The sequence below is a fragment of the Streptomyces sp. NPDC059874 genome (assembly GCF_042731135.1).
In the GTDB taxonomy this organism is placed as follows: Bacteria; Actinomycetota; Actinomycetes; order Streptomycetales; family Streptomycetaceae; genus Streptomyces.
In genome coordinates, this window is record NZ_JBHWJY010000004.1 from 143,125 (window position 1) to 168,080 (window position 24,956).

The following is a 24,956-nucleotide window of genomic DNA, read 5'->3' on the forward strand; positions in this document are numbered from 1 at the left end:
AGGTGAGGGGCCCGATCGTAGCGGGCGGCGTGGCGGAGCGGCCCGTGGTTTTCCGGGGGCCGCTGCGGGCGAAGCGCACCGGTCCCCTGATCAATGGATTTGGGCAGTGGCCGCGGTGATGAAGGCGTTGAGGGCGTCCTGTAGGTCTTGCTCGCGGTTGGCCAGTTCGGTGCTGGTGGATGCCGTGCGTATCGGAGCGATGGCATCGAGGGCCGAGGCGGCAAGAGCGACGAGCGTGGAGTCTTCGGCGAGGAGACGGACTTGGAACTGGGCGTTCTCCGTGGCGGCGCCGAGTCGGTCGCACTCTGTGAAGGCGTGTCGCGTCTCGGGGCTGTCGGGGGCTTCCCGCAGACAGAACCAGAGGGCGACGGTGGCTTGCTTGAGTGCGGTGACGGCTCCCGCGTAGGCACTGTAGGTCGTCAACCGTTCCTGTCGTAGCTGCTGGGAACGGGCGAAGACCTCGGCTTGCGCATTCGTGCGGCGCTGGACGGCAAAGGTGAGGAGCGAACCCAACAGGGTTCCCGAGACGGCGATCAAGCTGGCCAGCACAGCCTCCATGTCGGCATCTCACCACACAGACCTACACCCGCACAGCCCAAGGACGAGGTCGGTTGGCGTTCTGCTTGCCCGGAACACGAACGAGCGAGCCCGACGAGCACTGCCGAGCAGGGCCTCAGTTTGCGCATCTGCTAGGTGAATCAATGAGAACAGCCGTAGATGCGATCTGATGCTGTTACTACAGTGCTGATTTGCGTACGCACAAGTGACCTCGCTGCGGGAGCGCGCGGACTCTTCGTCCCTGGTCACCCAGGTAAGCGCGCACTGCCGAGAGGGCCGGACCCCGCCCACCCACGCCGACCGACCCGTCGACGAACAAGGCGTCGGCCTCGGCCCATCACCTTCCTCCTGTACGGCGTTCCGCGGTCGCCGTGCCAACCATCAGAAAGATGGAATCCGATGACGAGAAATCCGCTACGGCTCCCTGCCCTGGGACGGGCGCTGGTCCTGGCCGCGGCGCTGGGCTTGGCGACGCCTGCAACGGCGTACGCCAACACCGTGAGCGTCACCGTCAAGACCCCTGGGGCCACGCTCGGACCCACTACAACCAGCTCTTCGATCTCGACCAACGCCCACTGCGCCGGCGGTCTCATCTCCGGCGGCGGGATCAACCAGGCCATCGGCACGGGCGGCGGAGTGAACGGCAACCGCGTGCTCGGCACCGAGCCCAGCTCCGACGGTTCCACCGAGTACACCGGCTCGACCGGCGTCGTCGGCACCGGCGTCACGTACTGGATCGCCAAGGGCGGAAGCGGCGGACAGATCAACTCCTCCTTCTCCACCACCCCTTACGCGATGTGCTTCACGAGCAGCCTGATCAACCACACCCAGGTCGTCATGAACAAGGTCAGCGCGCCCACCACCGGGTGACCGTGGGCCTCGTGACCGCGACCTGCCCGGCCAACACGCGCCTGCTCGGTGGCGGCGCACTGGTCACGCCGGGCAACACCGGCTCGTACAAGACGATCGCGAGCTTCCCCACCTTCAACAACAGCGCGCACAACTACGGTCAGAAGGCCGCGGCCGACGGAGAGACCAACCCCGACTCCTGGAGCGCCGTCGGATGGGACAACAACAACAACGCCGCCAACCAGACTTTCGCCTATGCGAGCTGCAGTGGCAGCGGCATCAATGTCAGCGGCGCCACCGTGAAGGTCCGCTTCAGCGAGGTGAACGGCCCGAACACCGGCAGCACGGGCCAGAAGGCGACGGTCACCTGCGGTGGCGGGGACGGGAAGCTGGTCAGCGGGGGGCGCCGCCATCAGCGGGGGCAACGTGACCACCACCGATTTCACCGGACCCGGCTCGGGCGGCGACCACCTCAACGGCAGCCACCCCAGCGACTCCAGCGGCAATCCCGTGAGCGACGGGGCCACTACGGCGGCGTCCTGGACGACCTTCGCCCACACCGGCGGCGTGTCCTCGACGAACAACCGCACCGACGTCTGGGCGCTCTGCGCCGACGACGGCGTCTGAGTCACCCGCGCCACCGAACCGCCCGCACAACGCCGCATCCGAACGACGCTCGCTCTCATGCGACGTCCGCCGCGCGTTGACACCAGAAGACAGAATCCGATGAACAAGAAGTCCCTGCGCCGTCCCGTCCTGGGGAAGGTGCTGATCCCGGCCACCCTACTCGTTCTGGCGGTACCGTACTGGACAGCCGCCATCCACGCCGGGGGATCGCCCTCACCCAACACCTACTCCGACGTCTGGGCACTCTGCCTGACCATGCACCCCGAGCACCGCGGGTAGTAGGTTCGGATGTTGAGGGGCAGGGACTGCCGCGCAAGTCCCTGATCGGGTGTCGGCGCCGCCGTAGCCACTCGAACGTGTGAGTTCAAAAGCGCCCCCGCCCGAAGGGACTGGGTTGGACGACGGGCCCGCAATCGCGTTCGAAGTTTTCGCCCTCCCGGGGCCGTTACGACACCCGGGGGTGGCGGGTTGTTCGAGCACCGATCGGTTCCGCGTCAATCTGGGAGGACCTTTGCCGACAACGCTCAGCCCCCGCACAGCCCCCGCCCCAGTCGAACGACACACCGCTGCACCGGTCCCCCACGGCCCGGGCTACCGGCCCCTCACGAAGGTGGTACTGCTCGCCCTTCGCCCCGACGGGAGGACCGCCCTGGTACGCCGCGCCTCCGGCGGCGACCGGGGCCGGCTGGCCCTCGTCGGGGGTCGTCTCCAGGCAGCCGAATGGCTGGACGCGGCGGTGCGCCGCGAGGCTCTCCGGAGCCTCGGCATCCGTGTGGAGCCGCAGGACATCGAGTTCGCGGGCCTCCTGCACTACCGCTCCGAGCAGGGAGCGGGCCGGCTGTGCGGCATCTTCAGCGCACAACGGTGGGCCGGGGAGCCCCGCAACGCCTCACCCGACCTGCACAGCGAGGTGGTGTGGGCGGATCCCGGCGGTCTTCCGGCCGACTGCCACCCGCTGGCCCACGCCGTACTCGACCAGTACGTCGCGGGCACCCTCTACAGCACCGCCGCCTTCTCCTCGGACGCGCCGGGAGCGGAGAGGTCGCGTGAGCACCTTGCCTGATTCCGGGTCTTCGTCGCAGGATCCGACAGCGGCGGCGTCATCGCTGTGGCGCCACCGGGCGTTCCGCCTGTACCTCGCGGGTGAAGCGGCTTCGGTCACGGGATCGTCCCTCAGCGTCGTGGTCATCCCGCTCTTGGCGGTCGTCGAACTGGAGGCCTCCACCTGCCAAGTCGCGCTGCCGGCGGTGGTCGGACAGTCGCCCCCGCTGCTGTTCGCCTTGCACGCGGGGGTGATCGCCGAGCGCAGGCCGAAGCGGCCGGTGATGATCTGCGGTGACCTGGTGAGCGCCGCCGCGGTGCTGTCCCTGCCGCTCGGCGCCGCTTTCGGGGTGCTGGGCATGGGCCGGCTCATGGCCGTCGCCGCGGTGAACGCGACAGCGGGGATGATGCACGCCGTCCGAACACTGCGGGCCATGCCCGCGCCTCCGCGCGGCGGCGCGGTCGCGGGAGGCCGGTCATGAGCGCCGCGCGGGACTGGCACGCCCACTACGCCGCCGGTCGGGACTTCAAGCCGCTGTCCGACACCGAGGAGTCCGTCCTCCGTGAGCACTTGGCGGTGCCTGACGGCGTGGGGAACGCCCGGGCGCTGGAGGTGGCGTGCGGGACCGGCGAGGTGGCCCGCCTCCTCGCGGGTCTTGGCTACCGGGTCGACGCGGTCGACTTCGCCGAGGCCGCGCTCGAACGGGCGGCCGCCGCCTCGCCGTCCGGGATCACGTACCACTGCCTCGACGTCACGACCGGGGGCATCACCGCGCTCCGAGCCCGTGACGGCGACACCTACCAGGTCATCACGATGCGGCGGGCCGTGGCCCACCTGCCCGACCGCACCCGGATCGTGGCCGAACTCGGCGCCCTGCTCGCCCCTGGGGGGATCCTGTGCGTGATCACCCCGCACGCCGACCGGCAGCCCGCGCAGCTGCGCGGGATCTGCCTGGACGACCCGGAGATCGACATGCTCACCGGAGGCTGGGAGCACATCGAGCGGATCGAGGCGGGCGACTCCACCGTCCTGCTGCTGCGCGGACCGGGCTCCGCGGGGGTCACGTACCAGGAGTAGCGGGCCCCGAAGGCGACCGCGACCCTATTCCGGGGCCGGGCTTCGGCATCGGCGGTGGGGGGTGCCTGTGTCGTCTGCGCAGCCAGACGTAGAGCATCAGGCACGGCAGCAGCAGTCCGACGACGGTGAGGACGAGGAACGCCGTGAAGCCGCTGATGTGGTTGACGAGCCACTCGAAGTTCTGCCCGAAGAACCCGACCACGAAGGACAGAGGGAGGAACACGCTCGCGAGGATCGTGAGCCGCTCCATCGTGGCGCTCTGTCGAAGGTTGATCTCGTTCTGCTGCACGGAGATCACCGCGATGTTCGCTTCCAGCACGGTGGTCAGGAGGTCGCGTTGGGCGGCGACCTCCTCGTTGACCAGCAGCAGGTGGTCGTGCACGTCGCGGAGGTAAGGGAGGAGGGCGGACGGTGACTTGCCCGGCTGCAGCCTTCGGCCGAGTACGGCGAGCAGCGGGTGTACGGCGCGGTAGAAGTCCGTGGCCTCGCGTCGCAGGGAGTAGATCCGTTCGGTCGGGGCGACCGCCCCTGAGAACACGGTGGCCTCGATCTGCTCGATGTCGCGTTCCAATTCCCCGACGACGGGACCGTAGCTGTCGACGACCTGGTCGAGGATCGCCCACAGCGTCGAGGCACTGCCGGTCTTGAGCAGTTCGGGGCGGCCTTCGAGCCGGCTCCGGGCCCCGTGCAGCTCGCTCGCGATGCCCTGTCGAACGGTGATCACGAAGTGCTCGGCAAGGAAGACGCTGATCTCTCCGGTGTCGATCTCCTCACGTTCGTCGTCGTAGCGTGCCGTGCGCAGGATGATCAGCTCGGTGCCGTCCTCGTACTGCTCGGCCTTCGGCCGCAGGTGGAAGGTCCGGGCGTCCTCGATGGCCAGTTCGTGCAGCCCGAAGATCTCGCGCACCCGGGCCATCTCCTCGGGACCCGGTTCGAAGATGCCCAGCCAGACGAATCCGCCCTGCCTGCAGCGTGCGGCAGCCTGCTCCAATGGCATCGCGCCCTCGTGCTGCCGGTGCCCGTCTCGGTAGTGTGCGCAGTCGACGATCATGGCCATCCTCCTCACGGCCGGCCGAGGTGCGCCCCTCTTGCCCACGGCGGCGTAGCGCGCCGTACAAGCCCCCCAGCAATCGATGCTCCTCCGACTCACCGGGAATGTCCTCACAGCCGGACTCGAAGACCCGCCGTCATGGCCGCCCCCGGAACCACCGCACGGCCCGAGTGGAGCCTGGCACGCGCGGCCGCGATGATGGAGGTACGAGGTCAAACGGCTGCCCGTCGCCGGCGGCAGCGCTCGGCCGATCGCGGCGCCGAGCCGCGTACGGCGTGCTGGGCACCGACCGGTACCCTCCGTTCAGCCTCGGGCCCCGAACCCGACTACCCGACCCGACATCGCCTACCCCGAGCGCCTGTCCCGGGGCCTGGTGCCGGCGACCTCTCCTCGACATGGGCGGTGAGGAACGAGCCGCTGCGAGCCGGCCGACCTGATTCCCGAGGCTTCCCCCCTCCCCTACGGCCTCGGGCCGCCTTGGAGCACCGCCTCGATCTCACCTGCGATGTCGCCCCGGCCGAGCCGCGCGCTGCGGAAGTCATGGGTGCGCGGCATGCGCAGGAACAGTTCGTACCCCACGTCGACGCGCACCCGCCCTGAGCGGAGTACGAAGTCGTAGGCGTGTCCCCCGCGGGTGCGGCAGCCGGAGAGGAAGTGCAGGTGGTAGCCGGCCGCGGCCACCCCGAGCATGTGGGTGGGGCTTCGGAAACCGACGATCGTCCCGTGAAGGTCGGTGTGCGTGGCAATGATCTGTCCCGCCACCGCGTCGATCAGCCGGGGGTAGGGGCGGTGCTGCTCGGGGAGCATGCGGGTGACCATGTGGTCGAAGTGTCCGTCCACGCGGACCGCGTAGAACAGGTTGGGGCTCGGGAGCCAGTCGTCGATCGCCGTGCGCAGCCCTGCGGCGTCCACCGGCTCCGTGATCCGCCAGTCGTACTCGCCGTGGAAATAGGTGACCGCCGCGAGGGGCGTTCGCGTGGCCGGGTCGGCTTCGCCGGCGGTCCCGTCGGCGCGCAACCGGTAACACCGGCCGTCGAGGACGATCATTTCGCCGTCGAGCCGGTCGAAGGTTCCGATGCCGAAGTCTCCGCTGCGGCAGAGTTCGGCGATGGTCGTCGTGCCTTCGTAGACGCCTTCCAGCATGGCCGTCATGGTCGAGGTCTGGAAGATCCGCCCCCTGGGCCGAGTGCGCGGCTCCTGCTGCTCCGGCGTGTCATGCGGAGTCGACTCCGTTCCCGGCATGTGCCCCCCCTGAGTCCCCGTGAGTCCTCGTGTAGTCCGCCGGCGACTCCACGCTTCCCCGACCGGACCTGCGTCCAGCACGCTAGGGAACCGAAAAGGCCGTCACAACGGCGCGCACCCGGTCGCGCGTCGGCACACGGCAGTGCACCGGCCGCGCGCCCGCCGTACTCCACCCCCTCGCGCCCCCACTCCGCGCTGCGCCGACTTCCGACCCGACCGAGGTCGGGCCTTCAGGCCGTTGAAGACGGGCAGACCTGCGGAATCGTCACCGCGGTGCCGATCAAACCCCGGCCGACCGTCCACACTCCCTCGAAGTGTCCGAGGCGGCGGCCGCCCACGACCGGTCCTGGTACGAGGAGCTCGGCGCGGAAGCGGCCGTACGAAGCGGTTCCGGACGGCATGTGGATCTCGATGTCCGCCTCCTCGAAGTCCAGCCACTTCCCGGTCAGCGGGTACCAGGCCTTGTAGACGGACTCCTTCGCGCTGAACAGCACTCGATCCCAGTGGACTTCGGGCCGCCGGGCGCCCAGCAGCGCCAGGCGCTCGCGTTCGGCGGGCAGTGCGACGGCGGGCAGGATGCCGTCGGGGAGTGGCCGATGGGGTTCGGCGTCGATGCCCAGGGAAGCCAGGTCGGTGGCGTGGACCAGGGCGGCGGCGCGGTAGCCGTCGCAGTGGGTCATGCTGCCGATCAGGCCCTCCGGCCATCGGGGAGCGCCGCGCTCGCCGGGCAGCACGGGGACCGGCGGCAGGCCGAGCTTCGCCATGGCGCGACGAGCGCAGGCGCGCACCGCGGAGAACTCACGGCGGCGCTTGTCCACCGCCCGCGCCACGACCTCCTGTTCCTCGGGGTAGAGCGGGGCCCGGTCGGCCTCGTCGTCACCGTGGGTCTCCACGGCCGCCACCCAGTGCGGGAGCAGCTCATCGATCACAAGTTCCGACCTCCATCGGCGGATTCGGGCCAGGCCCTGTCGTCACATTCCCGTCGTCGCCCGAAGGGCGGCGAATTCGACGACAGGGCCCAGGGGGCATCAGAGATGGGGTGAGGCGGGGGCGCCGCCGAGCCGCAGGTCGCCGACCCCGTCGAGGATCTTCTCCGAGGACGCGACGTGGCTGCCCGCGGTGATGAGGTCGCGCAGGCACCGGTCGAGCGGGGTGCGCTCGGTGTAGACCGCAGCCGATCCCACGGCGTCGTACAGGAGTTGGACGGCCTCCCGGCAGGCCCGGTGCGCGAACCGGCGGGCCAGCGCGGCCGTGCCGCGTTCGGGAACCAGGCCCGCCGCCTGTGCGGCCCAGGCGCTCTCCAGCGTGGAGTACACGTAGGCGTCGGCCGCGCCGATCAGCGACTCCGCGTGCGCGAGGTCGGCCGGGACGCCCGGCCGGGGCAGCGCGGTGCGCCTGGCGGCCAGGATCTCCCTCGCGGTGTTCAGTGCGGACCTGCCGATGCCCAGCGGCACGCCCGCCATCTTGAGGGCGAGGTTGTCGGCGCGCAGGTGGAGCGGCTCCTGCCGGCTGCCGGAGGGTACGAGCCCGAACGTGTGCCGTTCCGGGACGAACAGGTCGGTGACCTCGAAGTCGTGGGAGCCGGTGCCGCGCAGCCCGGTGGTGTTCCACGTATCGAGCACCCGCGCGTGCGCGGCGTCGAAGACGGCGACCCTCGGGGCGCCTTCCGGGGTCTGGAACCCGGCCATCACCCGGTCGGCGTGGGTGATCCCGCTGCCGTAGGACCAGCGGCCCGACAGGAGGTAGCCGCCGTCCCGCCGGACCGTCCGCCCGGCCGGCGGCAGCGCCGTCGCGGTGATCAGGTCCTGGTCCGGGAACAGCTCGGTGAACACCTCGGCGGGCAGCGAGACCACGGCCAGCGCGGCGTTCAGCGCCACGGCCGCGCACCAGGCGACCGAGGCGTCCCCCTCGGCCAGCAGGTCGACGGCCCGCGTGATCTCCGGCACGGTCATCTCGACACCGCCCCGCGACGGTGGCAGGGCGGCGCGCAGCAGCCCGGTGGCCTTGAGGCCGTCGAGGACGTCTCCGGGAATCCGGCCCAGCCGCTCGATCTCCGGCGCACGCGCCGGGAGGCCCGAGGCGTACGCCCGTACGCGGTCCATGACCCATGCGGCGGTCAGGGCCGTCTCGGCCGCCCGGGTCGGCAGTTCCATGGTGGTCATCCGGTCCTCCTGGTTCGGTGGTTCGACGGGTTCGACAGGTTCGGCGGGTTCGGCGGGTTCGGGTCGCAGGTTCGGATCACAGGTCCTCCAGGGCCTTGCCGAGCTCGGCTGCCAGCGTCTGGAGGTTCGGGGAGCGCATGACGCTGTGGTGGTCGCCGGGCACGTCGATGCTCTCGGCCTGGTCGCCGAGGAGGTCCAGCCACTGCCGGGTGGTCGCGGCGGCGGCCCCGTCCATGGCCCGCAGGAGCCGGACCCTGCCCCGGTACGCGGCGGGCTCGTGGTCGGCCAGAGCGCGGCTGAGGCGCAGGAACCGGCCCGCGAGCCGTTCCAGGGTGGCGGCGTCGATGTCGTCCGGCAGGACGGCGGCGTGCCGGGCCCGCGTCAGCAGCTCCTCGATCGGGGACCGGTCGCCCGTGGGCTCGAACTCGGCCGGATCGGGGTTCCAATCGCTTCCCGCCAGGCCGGCCAGGTCGCGGGCGAACCGGGCCAACAGCGCCGCTTCGGAGGCGGGTTCGGCGCGGCCGGGCGGTTCGAGCAGGTCCACGGCCGCGACGAGCTCGACCGTCCTGCCCCGCCCTTCGAGCAGGCGGGCGATCTCCAGGGCGATCACGCCGCCCATGGACCAGCCGCCGAGCCGGTACGGGCCGTCCGGGAACCGTTCGGTGATCGCGTCGGCGTAGTGTGCGGCCAGGTCGGCCACCGTCTGCGGCGCCGGTTCGAGGTCGGGGTACTGGAGGGCGTGCAGCGGCTGGTCGTCGTCCAGGAGGGCGCCGAGCCCGGCGTAGCAGAGCACGTCGCCGCCGACCGGGTGGACGAAGATCAATGGTGGCCTGGTTCCGGAGTCCCGGACGGCGACCAGGGCCGCTCGGCCTTCGTCGCCGGGCTTGCGCAGCACCTCGGCGAGCGATTCGACGGTCGGCCGGGCGAGCAGCGTGGCCACCGGCAGCGACCGGCCGGTGCGCCGGCGGATCCGGGTCATCATCCGCACCGCGAGCATCGAGTCGCCGCCGAGGTCGAAGAAGTTCGAGGTGACTCCGACGGGCCCGCCGGCGGGCGCGAGGAACTCGGCCCAGATCTCGGCGAGGAGCCGTTCGGTCGCGTCGCGCGGTGCGACCGTCTCGCCGGAGCGCGGGGCCGTCTCCTCGGGCGACGGCAGCAGGTGGCGGTCCACCTTGCCGTTGCCGGTCAGCGGCAGCTCGTCCAGCGGGACGATGCGGGCGGGCACCATGTAGCCGGGCAGTTCCCGGCCGAGCGCCGCGCGCAGCTCGGCCTCGGAGGTACCCGACACCGCGTACGCGACGAGCCGCCTGGGGCCGCCCCGTTCGCCCTCGGCCACCGCGGCCGCCGCGCGTACGTCCGACCGGCGCAGCAGCGCGGCCTCGACCTCGCCGAGCTCGATCCGATGCCCCTGGATCTTCACCTGGGAGTCCGCCCGCCCCAGGAACTCGATGTCGCCGTCCGGCAGGTAGCGGCCGAGGTCACCGGTCCGGTAGAGCCGCTCGCCCGTCACCGGGTGGCGCATGAACGCCGCCCGCGTCTTCGCGTCGTCGCCGAGGTAGCCGCGGGCCAGGCCGGCCCCGGCGATGTACAGGTCGCCCGGGACCCAGGTCGGGCGTGGCCGGAGCGCCTCGTCCAGCACATGGAAGCGCTGGTTCCGCATCGGCCTGCCGTACGGGACGCTCGTCCAGTCCGGGTCCGTGCGGGTGATCGGGTACTGGATCGACCAGATGGACGCCTCGGTCGCGCCGCCCAGGCTGTGGATCCGCGCGTTCGGCAGGATCGAGGCGATGGCTCCGGGGAGGGTGACGGGGATCCAGTCGCCGCTCATCATGACCAGGCGCAGCGACGGCGGGGCGCCGAGGGCCCGCACGTGTTCGACGAACATCTCCATCAGCGCGGGGACGCTGTTCCAGATCGTCACGCGGTGCCGGTCCACCAGTTCCAGCCAGGCGGCCGGTTCACGCTGAGCCGACGCGTCGGGCAGGACCACGGCTCCGCCGACCGCGAGCAGGCCGAACACGTCGTAGACCGAGAGGTCGAAGTTGAGCGCGGACAGGGCCAGGACGCGGTCGCGTGCGGTCACGCCGTACCGGTCGTTGACGTCCTGGATCGTGTTGACCGCGCCGGTGTGCTCGATCATCACGCCCTTCGGAACCCCCGTGGAACCCGAGGTGAAGATGACGTAGGCGAGATCGTCGGGCTTGGCCGGGGAAGGCGGCAGGGGGCCGCCGGCGCCGGTGTCCTCCGGCTCGGTGTCGACGTGCAGCGAGCGGGTTCCGGCCGGCAGGTCGAGCCCGTCAGCGACCGCCGACCGGGTCAACACCAGCTCTATACCTGCGGTTTCCATGATCGTCCGAAGTCGGCGGCCGGGCACGGCGGCGTCGACCGGCACGTAGGCGGCCCCGGCCTTGAGGATGCCCAACGCCGCGACGACCTGCTCCCAGCTCTTGTCCATCACGATGCCGACGAGCACGCCCGGGCCGGCGCCGCGGTCGATCAGCCACCGGGCGATCCGGTCGGAGCGGCGGTCAACCTCCCCGTAGCTGAGCGTCCGGGCGGCGGTGATGACGGCGGGCGCGTCGGGCCGGGCCCCGACCTGCCGCAGGAACGCGTCGTGCAGCAGTTCTGAGGGGACCGGGGCGTCCGTGGCGTTGGCTGCTTTCCGAACCTCCAGGTCGGCCACCGGCGCGAGCACGGACGGCGGGCGGCGCCACGCCCCCTCGCCGCACAGGTCCCGCACCAGGTCCAGGTAGGCCTCCCACATCCCGTCGACCACGCCGTCGGGGAACATCTCCTCCACCACGTCCCAGTTGAGGACCAGTTCCCCGGCCTCCTCCACGGCCTGGTGGTCGAGCCACACCTGCGGGGTCCGCACCGAACAGGACGCCGGCCGGCCGGAGGCGCCGAGCGTGGTCAGGGCCGTGAGCCCGCCGCGCTCACCGTCGCCCCGCGCCGAGAAGCCGAGCGTGCTGGTGAAGACCACGGGCATGCTCGCCAGGCCGGTCCCGCCCCGGGTGCGGTTCAGCTCGCGCAGCACCTCGACGCCGCTGACGTGCCCGTGTTCGAGGTCGGTCAGCAACTGGTTCTGCAACCGTGCGGCGCCCGAGGTGAAGTCCTCGCCGGGGGCGGCGTCGACTTCCAGCAGGGTGGTCGCGCTGAGGTTTCCGATGACCCTGCCGACGTCCTCGTGCAGTGGCCGCCGGTTGAACGCCAGCAGGTTGAGCGTGAAGCGCGGCGAGGCGCTCCAGGCGCCCAGTACCTGCGCGTACGCGGTGCACAGGGCGGCCGAGGGCGAGATGCCCGCCGCGGCGGCATTGTGTTCGAAGCGCTGCCAGGCCTCGGGGTCGATCCGGGCCGTGCGGTGGGTGAACACCGGCCGACGTGGCGCGGGTCCCGGTCGCAGCGGCAGGTGCGGCGCGGGCGGGAGGGAGGCGACGCGTGCCTGCCAGTAGGCGAGCGACTTCTCGCGCGCGGCATCCGTCGCGGCGGCGGCGAGCACGTAGTCGCGGTAGGTGACCGCCGGGGCGGGCTCCGCGGGCCTCCCGGAGCGGTAGGCCTCCGCCCACTCCCGGAACAGCAGCCCGGAGCTCCGGCCGTCGATGATCAGCGCGTCGAAGTTGAGGTGCAGCCGGGTCGTGTGCGCGTCGAGCAGGGTCGCGCGTACGTCGTACAGCGGCCAGACCTCGGTGTCGAAGACCTGGTTGCGCATCTCCTCGTGGATCTCCGCCAAGCGGCGGGCCCGTTCGGCTTCGTCGCACGTCCGCAGGTCGACCGTGGCGATCGAGAAGTCGGGGACCTCGGCGAGCACCCGCTGGTGCCCGTCCCGGGACACGACCGCGCGGAGCATGTCGTGCCGCTCGATGAGGTGCCGGAAGGAGGTGGTGAGCCGGTCGAGGTCGGTCTCCTCGAGGTCGACCTCGACGAGGAACGAGGTGGAGACGTTGCCGAGCTCGAAGGCGTCGGTCCGGCCGACCAGGTAGGCCTGCTGGAGGTCGGTGAGCGGGAACGGCTCGTGGCGGGCCGCCGGGTCGGCGACCAGCGTCACCTCGGGCTCCTCGGCCCGGCCCGCGCCGCCGCCGCGGGCCGCCTGGACGGTCCGCGTGATCTCGCTGACGGTCCGGCCGTCCAGCAGGTCGCGCAGTGGCAGCTCGACGCCGAGCCGCCGCGCGAGGGTCTGCCGGATGTCCATCGCGATCAGCGAGTCGACGCCCAGGCCGCGCAACGACCGGTCCAGGTCGTCGCCGGCGACGGCCGCACCGCGCGCACGCCCGACGATGCCGACCACCAGCTCGGCGACGTTCTCGGTCTCCGGTGCGGGATTCCCCGTCGCATGCGCGGCGCGCCCGTCCGTTTCGGCCGCGGCGGGCGCGGCCGGGCCGGGCACCGCTTCCAGACGTACGCCGTCGGCGAGCGCCACGGGCGTGCCGTCGGCGCCGACGAGGCGCACCTGCGCGACCAACGGCCCGCCGTGAGCCGGTGCTTGGTCCCTGCCGGGGCCTCCCGTCCAGAGCCAGTAGCGCTCGCGCTGGAACGGGTATCCGGGCAGTTGCGCGGGCGGCCCGACGGGCTCGCCGTGCACCCGGGCCCAATCGATCCGGACGCCTCGGGTGTAGAGCGCGCCGAGGCCGTCGAGGAGAGTGCGCCGGGCGTCTTCTCCCTCGCGCAACGACGGCAGGAACGTGGCGCTTTCGGTCGTCCGGACCTGGTCGAGGAGCGGCGAGGCGCGCCCGATCTCCACGAAGGTCCGGTGTCCGTCTCGCAGCAGCGCGGCGATCCGGTCGGTGAAACGTTCCGGCTGGGCGGCGTCGTCCCCCGGAGTTTGGGCCGCCGCCCGCAGGGCGTCCTCCAGGCTCATCGTTCCCGTGACGCACGCGGCCACCAGCTCGCCGACGCCGTGGCCGAGGACGGCGGCGGGCTCCACGCCCCACGACCGCCACAGCTCGGCGAGCGCGTACTCGACGGCGAACGGCGAGGGTCGGCTGCCGGCCGTCTCGGCGCACCGGTCCAGGGCGCTCCGGAAGACCGGCTCGGCCTCGGCCAGTGTGGCGGCCGCGTCGGCGTACCGCGGGTCCGGACGGCCCGTGAAGAGGAAGACCGGGCCCCGGCTGGTTTCCGGGGTCCGCGCGCCGACGCGGACGCCGGGCGGCGGTGTCTCGTCCCGGCGCGTCCGCGTGAGGAGGTCCCGCAGCTCGGCGTACGAGGACGCGACGGCAGTAAGCCGGTGCGTGAAGTGCGCGCGCCCGAGGCTCGTGGTCCGGCAGATCGACGCGAGCGGATCGCCGTCGGCGAGCAGGTCGGCGCCGGCGGCCGGCAGGTCGGCGTAGCGCGCGGTGAGTTCGGCGAGCGCGGCCGGCGTCTTGGCCGACAGGGTCAGCAGACGTGGCCCGTCCTGCTCGGCGGGCCGGACCTGCTCGGCGGGCCCGTCCTGCTCGGCGGGCCCGTCCTGCTCGGCGGGCCCGTCCTGCTCGGCGGGCGGCGCCTCTTCGAGGATGGCCGGCGCTTCTTCGATGATCACGTGTGCGTTGGTGCCGCTGATGCCTTGCGAGGACACCGCGGCGCGTTTGGGACCTGACGTCTCGGGCCACGCGGTCTCCTCGGCGACGAGCTCGACCGCGCCCGCCGACCAGTCGACGTGCGGGGTGGGCTCGTCCACGTACAAGGTGGCGGGGAGGATGCCGTGCCGCATCGACAGCACGGTCTTCATGACCCCCGCGACGCCCGCCGCCGCCTGGGAGTGCCCGACGTTGGGCTTCAGCGAGCCGAGTCGCAGCGGCCGGTCCCGATCACGCCCGTAGGCGGCCAACAGGGCGCGCGCCTCGATCGGGTCGCCGAGCTCGGTGCCGGTGCTGCTCGCCTCCACCACCTGGATGTCACCGGGCGACAGTCGCGCGTCCTTCAGCGCCTGCCCGATGACCCGCTGTTGCGCGGCGCCGCTCGGCGCGGTGAAGCCGTTGCTGGCGCCGTCCTGGTTCACCGCGCTGCCGCGCACCACGGCCAGCACACGGTGACCGAGCCGCCTCGCGTCCGACAGCCGTTCCACCAGCAGCACGCCCACGCCCTCGGAGAGTCCGCTGCCTCCTGCGGCGGCCGAGAACGGACGGCACCGGCCGTCCGGCGACAGGCCCTCCATTCGGGTGAACTCGGTGAACAGCTGCGGTGTGGACATGATCGTCGCGCCGCCCGCCAGCGCCATCGCGCACTCGCCGCGGCGCAGCGACTGGACGGCCAGGTGCAGCGCGACCAGCGAGGACGAACAGGCCGTCTCCACGGTGATCGACGGGCCGCGCAGGCCGAGCGTGTACGAGATCCGGCCGGAGGCGGCGCTGCCCACCGAGCCGGTCGTCAGGAAGCCCTCGGCCTCCTCGGGCACGTCGCCGCGCCCCAGCCCGTAGTCCTGGCAGGACAGTCCGGCGAACACGCCGGTCTCGGTGTCACGCACCGACTCCGGATCGATGCCGGCGTCCTCGAAGGCCCGCCAGGCGGTCTCCAGCAGCAGCCGCTGCTGCGGGTCCATGGCGAGGGCCTCGCGCGGGCTGATGCCGAAGAAGCCCGCGTCGAAGTCCGCCGCGTCGTAGAGGAAGCCGCCGGAGCCGGTCAGGCTCCGGCCGCCGTTCTCGGGGTCGTACAGGTCGGCGTCCCAGCCCCGGTCACGGGGGAACGCGCCGACGGTCTCCCCGCCGGAGGCCAGCAGCCGCCACAGGGCGGCGGGCGAGTCGATCCCGCCCGGATACCGGCACGCCATGCCCACGATCGCGATCGGCTCCCTGTCCCCCTCCTCCAGCTCGCGCAGGCGCCCGCGCGCCTGGTGCAGGTCGAGGGTGAGGCGCTTGAGGTACCCGAGCAGCTTCTCGTCTGCTTCTGATTCCATGACGGATCGGTCCTTCGTGAGGGGGGTCAGTTGCCGCTGAGTTGGCGGTCGATGAAGTCGAGCAGTTCCTCGGCGGTCGCGGCTTCGACGAGCGCCGACACGTCCGCCTCGATGTCCCTGTAGGCGTCCTCGGGGGCGGCCGGGGCTGCCGGGGCTGCCGGCGTCTCCTCGGGCGGTACGAGTCCGGTGTCCAGGACCGCGACGAGCTCGGGCAGCGTCGGCGCCTCGAACAGCAGGGTGAGGGGGAGCTTGAGGTCCGTCGCCGCGCCCAGGCGGTTGCGGAACTCGACCGAGGTGAGCGAGTCGAACCCGAGCTCGCCGAACGGCCTGTCGTCCGGGATCGCCTCGGGCCGGGAGCCCAGGACGGCGGCCATGTGGGTCCGGATCAGGTCGGCCAGGATCCCGGCGCGTTCACCGGCGGACAGGCCGGTCAGCTCGTCCCGCAGCGGCCGGCGGCGCCGGTGTTCGGGGGCGTTCCCGGGCCGCCCCGCTCCGGCGGCCGCCACGACCTCGCGAAGGACCGGCGCGAGCTCCGTTCCGAGGTCGCGCAGGATCTCACGGTCGAGCCGGGCGGGAGCGAGGACGGCGTGCGGTGACGGCAGTGCCGCCTCCAGCAGGGCCAGGCCGTATTCGGGAGCCATCTCCACGAGCCCGGCCCGGGCGAAGCGGGCGCGGTCGGCGTCGGTGAGGGCGCCCATCATGCCGTCCGGGTCGTCCCACAGGCCCCAGGCCAGCGCGAGGGCGGGCAGGCCACGCGAGCGGCGGTGCCGGGCGAGCGCGTCGAGGAACGCGTTGGCGGCGGTGTAGCCGCCCTGGCCGGCGCCGCCGAGCGTCCCCATGATCGAGGAGATCAGGACGAACGCGGTGAGCGGGTGACCCGCGGTCAGCTCGTGCAGGTGCCAGGCCCCGTCGGCCTTGGCGCGCATCACCCGGTCGATCTGGTCGGGGGTGACCGAGGTGATCGGCGCGTCGTCCACCACGCCCGCGGCGTGGATCACGGCGGTCAGCGGGTGCCGGTCGGGGACCGCTCCGATCATCGCGGCGACGGCGTCCCGGTCGGCGACGTCCACGGCCGCGAACCCCACCTCCGCGCCGAGCCCGTTCAGGTCGGACGCCAACTCGGCCGCTCCTGGCGCGTCACCGCCGCGGCGTCCGGCCAGCAGGAGCCGTCGTGCGCCGTGTTCGGTGACCAGGTGCCGGGCGATGGCCCGGCCGATGGCGCCGGTCCCACCGGTGATCAGGACGGTTCCGTCCGGGTCGAGGACCGGCGGGACGGTGAGCACGACCTTGCCGACGTGGGTGCCCTGGCGCAGCAGCCCGAAGGCTTCGGGTGCGCGCCGGACGTCCATGTCGGTGACGGCGGGCCAGGTGAACGCGCCCGCGGCGAACAGCTCGACCGTTCGGTTCAGGAGGCCGCCGAGGTGCTCGGGCGGCAACTCGAGGAGGTTGAAGGCCTGGTAGCGCGCGCCGGGATGCGCGGCGGCCACGTCGGCGGGATCACGCGGGTCGGTCCTGCCCAGTTCGACCAGGAGCCCGCCGGGACGCAGCAGCCGCAGCGACTCGTCGACGAGCTCGCCGGTCAGCGAGTTGAGGACGACCGCCATGCGCCGGCCACCCGCCCCGAAGCGTTCGCCGAATCCGGGCTCGCGGGACGAGGCGAGGTGGTCGTCGTCGACGCCGAGGGCACGCAGTGCGGGCCACTTGGCGGGACTCGCGGTCGCGTAGACCTCCGCGCCCAGGTGCCGGGCCAGTTGGACGGCTGCCATGCCGACGCCGCCCGCCCCGGCATGGATCAGGACGGGGTCGCTCGCGCTCACGCCTCCCAGCTCGATCAGGGCGTGCAGAGCGGTCATGTGGGCGACCGGCACGGCGGCGGCCCGGGTGAACGACCAGCCGTCGGGGATCTTGACGAGGGTGCGATGGTCGGCGTGGGCCACCGCGGCGAACGCGGCGGGGAACAGGCCCATCACCCGGTCGCCGGTGGTCAGACCGGTGACACCGGGCCCGGTCGCGGTGACCACGCCCGCGCCTTCCAGGCCGAGCGGGCCGGGGTCGCCGGGGTGCATGTCGAGCGCGCCCAGGACGTCGTGGAAGTTGAGGCCTGCCGCACGGACCGCGATCCGGACCTGGCCGGGGCCGGGTTCTGCGGCGGCTTCGGGACAGGGCCGGACCTCCAGGGCGCTGAGGGTGCCGCGTTCGGGGATGTCCAGCCGCCAGGCAGGCCCGTCGGGGAGCCGGAGCTCCGGGTCACCCACCGCGGACACGAGCCGGGGCACCAGGACGGCGCCGCCCCGGACCGCCACCTGGTGCTCGTCCGGCGCCAGTGCCGCGGCCGGTACCTCGGCGGCGTCGGGGGCGTCGGGCGCGAGGTCGACCAGGGCGAACCGGCCCGGGTGCTCGACCTGTGCCGTCCGTACCAGGCCCCAGACCGCCGCCTGCGCGAGGTCCCGTACGGTCTCGCCGGGCCGGGCGGCGACGGCGCCACGGGTGACCAGCACCAGGCGGGACCCGGCGAGCCGGTCTTCGGCGAGCCAGCGGGCGAGCAGGTCCCGCGTCCGGTGGACCGCGCCCCTGGCCGCCGTCGCCGCGTCGGTTCCGTCCTCGTCGGCTCGGCCCGGCGCGGACGGGCACAGTACGACGGCGTGCTCGGGCGGCTCCGCCGCCGCGAGCAGCGTGTCCAGGCAGAGGGCGTCCCACGGGACCGGAACCTGCCCGGCCGGCGATCCGGCTGCCGGCTCGGCCTGCGGTTGCCAGTCGAGCGCGAACAGGGAGCCGCGCGCCACGGTGGCGGGATCGGCCGGGCGGCCCGCGGCGACCGGGCATAGTTCCAGTGACTCGACCAGCCCCGCCGGATCTCCCGAGGCGTCGAGCAGGGTCAGGGGGAGGCCTCCGTCCACGGCGGGCGCCGCGTGGATCCGCAGGAAGGCGCGGCCACCCGTACCGAACAGGGACACCCCGCGCCAGCGCAGCGGCTGCACGCACTGCCCCTCGCGGCCCACGGCATCGGAGATCAGGCCGTGCAGGGACGCGTCGAGCAGGGCGGGGTGCAGGCGGTAGGCCCCGGCGTTCGCGGCCTCCGGCTCGGGCAGGACGGCCTCGGAGAACTGCTCACCACCCTGTCGCCAGGCGGTACACAGCCCCTGGAACACCGGCCCGTACTCGTACCCGCGCAGGCCGAGGTCTTCGTGGATCCGGGCCGGCGGTACCGAGGTGGCGTCGGCGGGCGGCCAGTGGATGGGCGCCGGGACCGGTGCCGTGGCCGTGTCGGGGCCGAGCGTGCCGGTGGCGTGCTCGATCCACTCCCCGCCGGTCGCGCGGCCCGATATCCGGCAGGTGCGGAGCCCGTTGGCGTCCTCGCCGGCCACTCGGACGCGCAGGTCGACGGCTCCGTCCTGCGGGAGTTCCATGAGCGTGGAGACCGTCAGTTCCTCGATCCGCGCCGTCCCGGCCTTCGCGCCCGCGTGCAGGGCCAGCTCCAGGAGCGCGGTACCCGGGACGACGATCGTCCCCGAGAGGGCGTGGTCGGCGAGCCAAGGGTGGGTGCGGGTCGACAGCCGCCCGGTGAACACCGTCTCGCCGTCACCGAGGTCGACGGCCGCGCCGAGCAGGGGATGGTCGGCCGGAGCCTGGCCGAGGTCGGCCGTTCCGGACGGTCCGTTCGTGCCCGTGAGCCAGTGGCGACGACGTTGGAAGGGGTAGGTGGGCAGGTCGACGTGGCCGGCTGCCGTCCCGGTGAGCCGTTCCCAGGCGATGGGCAGGCCCTGGACGTGGGCCTCGGCGGCGGACGTGAGGAACCGGCGCAGGTCCCCGTGGTCGCGGCGCAGCGAGCCGGTGACGATCCCGTCGGCCCCGGCCTCCTCCAGGATCTGGCCGATGTTGCCGACCAGCACCGGGTGCGGGCCGACCTCGACGAACGTGGTGTGGCCGGACGCGATGAGCGCTTCGACCGCCTCCTGGAAGCGCACGGTGTGCCGCAGGTTCCGGTACCAGTAGGACGCGTCGAGCGCGTCGCCGTCCTGCCAGTCGGCGGTGACCGAGGACATCAGCGCGATCTCGCCGCTGCGCGGGGACAGCGGCGCCAGCTCGGCCAGGAGCTTCTCGCGGATCGGTTCGACCGCCGGGCAGTGCGAGGCGAAGGCCGCGGGGATCACGCGGGCGTTGACGCCCTCCGCCTGGTAGGTGTCGACCAACTCGGCGATCTCGTCCGGGTCTCCGGCCACGGCGGTGCCGGCCGGTCCGTTGATCGCGGCGATGCTCAGCGTGCCGAGTCGTTCCCGCACCCGCTCCGCGGGCAGCGGGATCACGGCCATCGCCCCCTTGCCCATCAGCGCAACGGCCATGCTGCTGCGCAACGCGATGGCGCGGGCTCCGTCGTCGAGGGTGAGTGCCCCGGCCACGACGGCGGCGGCGATCTCGCCCTGGGAGTGACCGACCACGGCGTCCGGGACGACCCCGGCCGACCTCCACAGCTCGGCCAGTGACACCATCACGGCCCACAGCGCGGGCTGCACGACGTCGATCCGGTCGAGCAGGGGCGCCCCGTCCAGTACGTCGGCCATCGACCAGTCGATGTACGGCGCGAGCGCGCGCTCGCACTCCGCCAGACGGGCGGCGAAGACGGGGCTTTCGGCTGCGAGCGCCGATGCCATGCCCCGCCACTGGCCGCCCTGTCCGGGGAAGACCAGAACGGTCCGGCCGGGCTCGCCGGCGCGGCCGGTGACGACGCCGGGGGCCTCCTCGTCGCGGGCCAGTGCGTCCAGGGCCCGGTCGGCCTCCTCCCGGTCACGGGCGATCACCACGGCGCGCTCGTCGAGGGAGGTCCTGGCGGTCAGGGCCGGCGCCGCGCCGACGGGGTCGAGCGGCGAGGCGGCCAGCATCCTGGCCTGCTCCCGCAGTGCGTCCGGCGTCCGGGCCGACAGGACGACCGGCACCACGGCCGGCCGCACGGGCTCTTCGCCTTCGGCCTCGGCCTCGGCAGGCGGCTCCGCCAGGATCACGTGCGCGTTGGTCCCGCTGATCCCGAACGAGGAAACGCCGACGCGCCGGGGCTCTCCGGTCTCCGGCCAGGGGCGGGCCCGGTCGAGCAGGGCCACCGACCCGGCCGCCCAGTCCACGTACGGGGACGGCTCGTCGACGTGCAGCGTGGCGGGCAGGGTCGCGTTCCGGATGGCCTGGACCATCTTGATGACACCGCCGACGCCCGCCGCCGCCTGCGCGTGCCCGATGTTGGATTTGAGGGACCCCAGCCACAGCGGCCGGTCCCGGTCGCGCCCGTAGGCGGCCAACAGGGCGTTGGCCTCGATCGGGTCGCCGAGGGTGGTGCCGGTCCCGTGCGCCTCCACGGCGTCGACCTGCCGCGGCGTGAGCCCGGCATCGGCGAGGGCGTCCCCGATGACGCGCTGCTGGGCGACGCCGCTCGGCGCGGACAGGCCGTTGGAGGCGCCGTCGGAGTTGACGGCGCTGCCGGCGATGACCGCCAGCACGGGGTGGCCGAGGCGGCGGGCGTCCGAGAGCCGTTCGACGACGAGCATGCCCGCGCCCTCGCCCCACCCGGTGCCGTCCGCCTGGGCGGAGAACGCCTTGCAGCGGCCGTCGGCGGCCAGCACCCGCTGGCGGGAGAGCTCCACGAACATGCCGGGGGTCGCCATGACCGTGACCCCGCCGGCCAGGGCGAGCGAGCATTCGCCGGCCCGCAGCGCCCGCACCGCCTGGTGCAACGCGACCAGCGACGCCGAGCACGCGGTGTCCACGGTCAGCGCGGGCCCGTTCAGGCCGAGGACGTAGGCGATCCGCCCGGAGATCACGCTCACGCTGGTGCCGGTCAGCAGGTGTCCCGCGACGCCGTGCCCGGCCGCTTCCATGCTCGGCCCGTACCCGGAGTGCATAGCCCCGGCGAACACGCCGGTCCGGCTGCCCTCCAGCGTCGCGGGGTCGATCCCGGCGCGCTCCAGCGCCTCCCACGCGACTTCCAGGAGGAGCCGTTGCTGCGGGTCCATGGCGAGCGCTTCGCGCGGGCTGATCCCGAAGAACTCCGCGTCGAAGTCCGTGGCGTCCCGCACGAAGCCGCCCTGGTGGACGTAGGACGTCCCGATCCGTTCCGGGTCCGGGTGATGCAGCGTCGCCAGGTCCCAGCCGCGGTCGTCGGGGAAGCCGCCGATGGCGTCGGTTCCGGTGTCGACCAGGTTCCACAGATCATCGGGCGACCGCACCCCGCCGGGGAACCGGCAGGCCATGCCGACGATGACGACGGGGTCGTCGGCGTCGTCGGCGTCGTTGGCGTCGTCGGGGTACGTCCGCTCCCGCGCGGCCGCCGGGGAACCACCGGTGGACGCGTGCGCCTTCAGCTCGCCGATCGCGGCGGCCAGGGCGGCCGGGCTCGGGTGGTCGTACAGGAGGGTGCTCTCCAGGGTCAGCCCCGTCGCGGTCGACAGCCGGTCGCGCAGTTCGAGCGTCATGGCCGAGTCCAGGCCCATCTCCCGGAACGTCAGGCCGGGCTTGATGTCGCCGGCCGACCCGGTGCCCAGCACGACCGCCGTGAGGCCGCGGACCAGCTCCAGCACCGATCGCCCGTCCGCGGCCCGGGTCGGGGTCGGGGTCGGGGTCGCGTCGGGCACCAGCTCGGTGGCCCCGGGCATCCCGTACGGCCAGTACGAGCGGCGTTGGAACGGGTAGGTCGGCAGGTCGGCCGACGCGGCCGAACCGGGCAGCAGCGCGGCCCAGTCCACCGCGACGCCGCGCACGAAGGCCTCGGCCGCCGACGTGAGGAACCGGTGCCGGTCGCCCTGGCCTCGCCGGAGCGTGCTCAGCGCGGCGCCGTCCCCGCCGTGCGCGTCGATCGCCTGCCGGATGCCCGTCGCCAGCACGGGATGCGGGCTGACCTCCAGGAACGTCGAGTGGCCCGAGTCCAGCAGTTCCTCGACGGCCGGTCCGAACCGCACCGGCTCGCGCAGGTTGCGGAACCAGTACTCAGCGTCGAGCTCGGCGGTGTCGATCGGTTCGGCGGTGACGGTCGAGTGGAACGGCACGTCGATGGAGCGCGGGGCGATCCCGGCCAACGCGCCGAGCAGTTCCTCCCGCAGTTCCTCGACATCCGCGCTGTGCGAGGCGTAATCGACCGGAACCCGCCGGGTCCGCACCTCCTGCCCGTAGTGGGCGGCCAGCGCGTCGAGCGCGGCGACCGGACCGGCGACCACCGTGTGCGCGGGGCCGTTGACCGCCGCGATGGACAGCGACCCCTCCACCACCGCGAGGTCCCGCGCCACCCGTTCGGCAGGCAGTTCCACCGACAGCAACCCGCCACGGCCCGCGATCCGGTTCAGCACCCTGCTGCGCAGGGCCACGATCCGCGCGCCGTCCTGGAGCGACAGGGCGCCCATGGCGGTGGCGGCGGCGATCTCGCCCTGCGAGTGGGCCACCACGGCGGCGGGCTCCACCCCGGCCGAGCGCCACAGCGCGGCCAGCGACACCATCACCGCCCACAGAGCGGGTTGGATCACCTCGTCGCCCTCCAGCGGCGGCGCACCGGGGACACCGCGCAGGACATCGGTCAGCGACCAGTCCATGTACGGGCGCAGAGCGTCGGAACATGCGCCGATCCGGTCGGCGAAGACCGGGGAGGTCTCGATCAGCTCCGCTGCCATGCCCGCCCACTGCGAGCCCTGACCGGGGAAGACGAAGACCGGCCGGACGGGCGGCCCCTCGTGACGGCCTTCCACCACGGCCGCCGACGGCCAGCCGGCCGACCGTCCCTCCAGTTCGGCGAGGAAGGCGTCCCGGTCGTCGGCGACGACGACGGCGCGGTGTCCGAACGTGGTGCGGGTGACGGCCAGCGACCGGCCCACCGAGGCCACGCCGAGCTCCGGACGCGCCTCGACGTGAACGCGCAGCCGTTCGACCTGGTCACGCAGTGCGTGTTCGTCACGCCCCGACAGGACCCAGGGCAGCGCCCCGGCATCGGCTTCGCCGGCGGCACGCTCCGCGCCCTGCCAGTCCGAGAGGATCACATGGCAGTTGGTGCCGCCGATCCCGAACGAGCTGACTCCCGCGACCAGCGGCCCCTCCAGTGACGGCCAGGACCGGGTCTCGGTGTTCACCCGCAGACGCAGCTCGTCGAGCGGGATCCGCTCACCGGGCTCGGAGTGGTTCAGGCTGGGTACGAGTTCGCGTTCGCTGACGCACAGGACGGCCTTGATGAAGCCGGCGATCCCGGCCGCGCCCTCCAGATGACCGATGTTCGTCTTCACCGACCCGACCAGAAGCGGGGCGCCCTCGGTGCGGGCCGAGCCGAACGTCGCACCGAGCGCGGCGGCCTCGATCGGGTCGCCGACCCGCGTCCCCGACCCGTGCAGCTCGACGTACCGGACCTCGCCCGGCTCGACGCCCGCGTCGGTACAGGCAGCGCGGAGCACCCTCTCCTGCGACGCACGGCCGGGCGTCGGCAGCGTCTCGGTCGCACCGTCGTTGTTCAGGGCGCTGCCGCGGATGACGGCATGGATGCGGTCGCCGTCCCGGACGGCGGCTTCCAGGAGCTTGAGGACGACGACCCCGCCGCCCTCGCCCCGGACGTAGCCGTTCGCGCGGTCATCGAAGGTGAAGCAGCGCCCGTCCGCCGACAGCGTCCCGGCCCGTTCCAGAACCAGCGTGCTCTGCGGCGCGAGCATGAGGTTCACCCCGCCGGCCAAGGCCAGCTCGGACTCGCCGTCCCGCAGGCTCGCGCACGCCAGGTGTACGGCGGCCAGCGACGACGACTGCCCGGTGTCCACCACCATGCTCGGACCGTTCAGGTCCAGCGCGTGGGAGATCCGGTTGGCGATCACACCGCGCTGCAACCCGGTCAGCGTGTGCCCGGTCACCGCGTCGGGACCCAGGCCGTGCAGCAGCGTCGCGTAGTCGTCGGCGATCACCCCCATGAACACGCCCGTCCGGCTGCCCTCCAGGTCGCCCGGCAAGGTCCTGGCATCCTCGAGGGCCTCCCAGGCCAGTTCGAGGGCCAGCCGCTGCTGCGGGTCCATGGCCACGGCCTCACGTCGCGAGATCCCGAAGAACTCGGGATCGAACCCGTCCACCCGATCGAGGAATCCACCGCGCGCCGGACCCCGGCCGTCAGGCCGATCGGTGACCGCGTCACGGCCGCCGCGCAGCAGCCGCCAGAACGCGCCCGGCCCGTCCGCCTGCGGAAACCGGCAGCCGATCCCGACGACCGCGACCGCGCGTGAAGGGAGATCCCGCACGCCATGACCAGCAATGTCCATCATCGATGCACTCCGCAGTGAACTCAGACAATCAGACGACGAATGACCGGAAGGGCATGCCGAAATCACCGGACAGTGAGTTCGGTTGCGAGAATTACCCCCCTTGGGGGCGCGAACCCTCAGGAGGCGAGCACCTCAAGTGCGCTCCGCACAAGGCGATTTGGTGGACCCGCCGGCACGCCTTGATGCCCACGTGAAGAGGATGCCCCTGGGCGGAAGGCCGACGGAA

General features: G+C 72.9%; 13 protein-coding genes. 6 read left to right on the top strand and 7 right to left on the bottom strand.

All coding sequences use genetic code 11. The annotated features are described in order from the left end of the window. Window positions 1–90: 90 nt before the first annotated feature. Entirely contained in the window at window positions 91–558 is a 468-nt protein-coding gene (locus ACFV9H_RS04050) for a hypothetical protein (protein ID WP_385392950.1), read from the bottom strand. 399 nt (window positions 559–957) lie between these two features. On the opposite strand from ACFV9H_RS04050, the gene ACFV9H_RS04055 reads away from it, so the two are divergent. The 6 genes from ACFV9H_RS04055 to ACFV9H_RS04080 all read left to right on the top strand — a co-directional run bounded on the left by ACFV9H_RS04055 (window position 958) and on the right by ACFV9H_RS04080 (window position 4,153). After that, window positions 958–1,428: a hypothetical protein gene (locus tag ACFV9H_RS04055; protein WP_385392953.1), complete on the top strand. Its 471-nt coding sequence runs from the start codon at window positions 958–960 to the stop codon at window positions 1,426–1,428. 405 nt (window positions 1,429–1,833) lie between these two features. After that, entirely contained in the window at window positions 1,834–2,034 is a 201-nt protein-coding gene (locus tag ACFV9H_RS04060) for a hypothetical protein (RefSeq protein WP_385392955.1), read from the top strand. A 99-nt stretch (window positions 2,035–2,133) separates the two neighbouring features. Then, window positions 2,134–2,313, top strand: coding sequence for a hypothetical protein (locus ACFV9H_RS04065; protein ID WP_385392958.1), 180 nt, complete (start codon window positions 2,134–2,136; stop codon window positions 2,311–2,313). Window positions 2,314–2,644: 331 nt separating this feature from the next. Further along, a complete protein-coding gene (locus ACFV9H_RS04070) occupies window positions 2,645–3,097 on the top strand; it encodes an NUDIX domain-containing protein (protein WP_385392961.1) in 453 nt (150 codons plus the stop codon). After that, window positions 3,081–3,557, top strand: coding sequence for an MFS transporter (locus ACFV9H_RS04075; protein ID WP_385392964.1), 477 nt, complete (start codon window positions 3,081–3,083; stop codon window positions 3,555–3,557). The genes ACFV9H_RS04070 and ACFV9H_RS04075 overlap by 17 nt, the downstream gene beginning before the upstream one ends. After that, window positions 3,554–4,153, top strand: coding sequence for a class I SAM-dependent methyltransferase (locus ACFV9H_RS04080; RefSeq protein ID WP_385392967.1), 600 nt, complete (start codon window positions 3,554–3,556; stop codon window positions 4,151–4,153). Before ACFV9H_RS04075 ends, ACFV9H_RS04080 begins: the two co-directional genes overlap by 4 nt. On the opposite strand, the gene ACFV9H_RS04085 is transcribed toward ACFV9H_RS04080, so the two are convergent. The 6 genes from ACFV9H_RS04085 to ACFV9H_RS04110 all read right to left on the bottom strand — a co-directional run bounded on the left by ACFV9H_RS04085 (window position 4,137) and on the right by ACFV9H_RS04110 (window position 24,730). Then, complete coding sequence (locus tag ACFV9H_RS04085) at window positions 4,137–5,204, bottom strand: magnesium and cobalt transport protein CorA (protein ID WP_385392969.1); 1,068 nt, start codon at window positions 5,202–5,204, stop codon at window positions 4,137–4,139. The two genes, ACFV9H_RS04080 and ACFV9H_RS04085, sit on opposite strands and share 17 nt — an antisense overlap. Before the next feature lie 459 nt (window positions 5,205–5,663). Continuing rightward, window positions 5,664–6,446 (bottom strand): acetolactate decarboxylase, encoded by a 783-nt coding sequence (budA, locus tag ACFV9H_RS04090; protein ID WP_385392972.1) that lies wholly within the window; start codon window positions 6,444–6,446, stop codon window positions 5,664–5,666. A 230-nt stretch (window positions 6,447–6,676) separates the two neighbouring features. Then, entirely contained in the window at window positions 6,677–7,375 is a 699-nt protein-coding gene (locus ACFV9H_RS04095) for a 4'-phosphopantetheinyl transferase (protein ID WP_385392974.1), read from the bottom strand. 99 nt (window positions 7,376–7,474) lie between these two features. Further along, on the bottom strand, window positions 7,475–8,608 hold the full coding sequence (locus ACFV9H_RS04100; RefSeq protein ID WP_385392976.1) for an acyl-CoA dehydrogenase: 1,134 nt from the start codon (window positions 8,606–8,608) through the stop codon (window positions 7,475–7,477). A 76-nt stretch (window positions 8,609–8,684) separates the two neighbouring features. Further along, a complete protein-coding gene (locus ACFV9H_RS04105) occupies window positions 8,685–15,476 on the bottom strand; it encodes an amino acid adenylation domain-containing protein (protein ID WP_385392979.1) in 6,792 nt (2,263 codons plus the stop codon). A 26-nt stretch (window positions 15,477–15,502) separates the two neighbouring features. Continuing rightward, a complete protein-coding gene (locus ACFV9H_RS04110; RefSeq protein ID WP_385392982.1) occupies window positions 15,503–24,730 on the bottom strand; it encodes a type I polyketide synthase in 9,228 nt (3,075 codons plus the stop codon). Window positions 24,731–24,956 lie beyond the last annotated feature (226 nt).